1 protein-coding gene is annotated in these 1,016 nt (G+C 66.4%); it reads left to right on the top strand.

The annotated features are described in order from the left end of the window. Positions 1-1,016 (top strand): polyketide synthase (locus tag AB0J97_RS51635; protein ID WP_364104830.1); only part of this gene is annotated, 1,016 nt, incomplete at both ends.

Here is a 1,016-nt window from a genome sequence, read left to right as displayed (position 1 = left end):
CTGGAGACCTCCTGGGAGGTCCTGGAACGGGCCGGAATCGATCCCGACACGTTGAGAGGTAGCCTGACCGGGGTGTTCATCGGCGGAACACACACGGGATACGGCACGGATGCGCCGTCGGACGCGATCGAAGGCTATCTGGCCACAGGCACTTCGGGTTCGGTCATGTCTGGGCGGGTGGCGTATGCACTCGGGCTGGAAGGGCCGGCGCTGACGGTCGACACCGCTTGTTCGTCTTCTCTGGTGGCCATCCATCTGGCTTGTGAGTCTCTGCGGCGGGGTGAGAGCACCCTGGCGCTTGCAGGCGGCGTGACTGTCATGGCCACCCCCGACCTCCTGGTCGACTTCAGCCGCCAGCGAGGACTGGCACGAGACGGCCGGTGCAAGCCGTTCTCCGACGACGCCGACGGCACCGTGTTCTCCGAAGGCGTGGGCGTCCTGCTGCTGGAACGACTGGCCGACGCCCAGGCCAACGGCCACCAGATACTGGGCGTGATCCGCGGATCAGCGGTCAACCAGGACGGCGCGAGCAACGGACTGTCGGCACCGAACGGCCCCTCCCAGGAACGGGTGATCCGCCAAGCCCTGGCCAACGCCGGACTGACCGCCCGCGACATCGACGCGGTCGAAGCCCACGGCACCGGCACCACACTCGGCGACCCCATCGAAGCACAAGCCCTCTTGGAGGTGTACGGGAGCCGTCCTGACGAGGATCCCTTGTGGCTGGGCAGTGTGAAGTCCAATCTTGGCCACACTCAATGCGCTGCGGGTGTGGCGGGTGTGATCAAAATGCTCATGGCCGCCCAACACCAACTACTCCCCCAAACCCTGCACGCCGACACACCCACCACCCACGTCGACTGGCAACAAGGCCAACTACGCCTCCTCCACCAACCCCAACCCTGGCCCCACCACCCCAACCGGCCACGACGCGCCGGCATCTCCTCCTTCGGCATCAGCGGCACCAACGCCCACATCATCATCGAACAAGCCCCCACCCCCACCCCACCCCCCGA

This window comes from Nonomuraea sp. NPDC049607 (assembly GCF_040675375.1).
Classification (GTDB): Bacteria; Actinomycetota; Actinomycetes; order Streptosporangiales; family Streptosporangiaceae; genus Nonomuraea.
The sequence above is the reverse complement of the archived record's forward strand: the minus strand, read 5'-3'. Positions and strand labels throughout refer to the sequence as shown.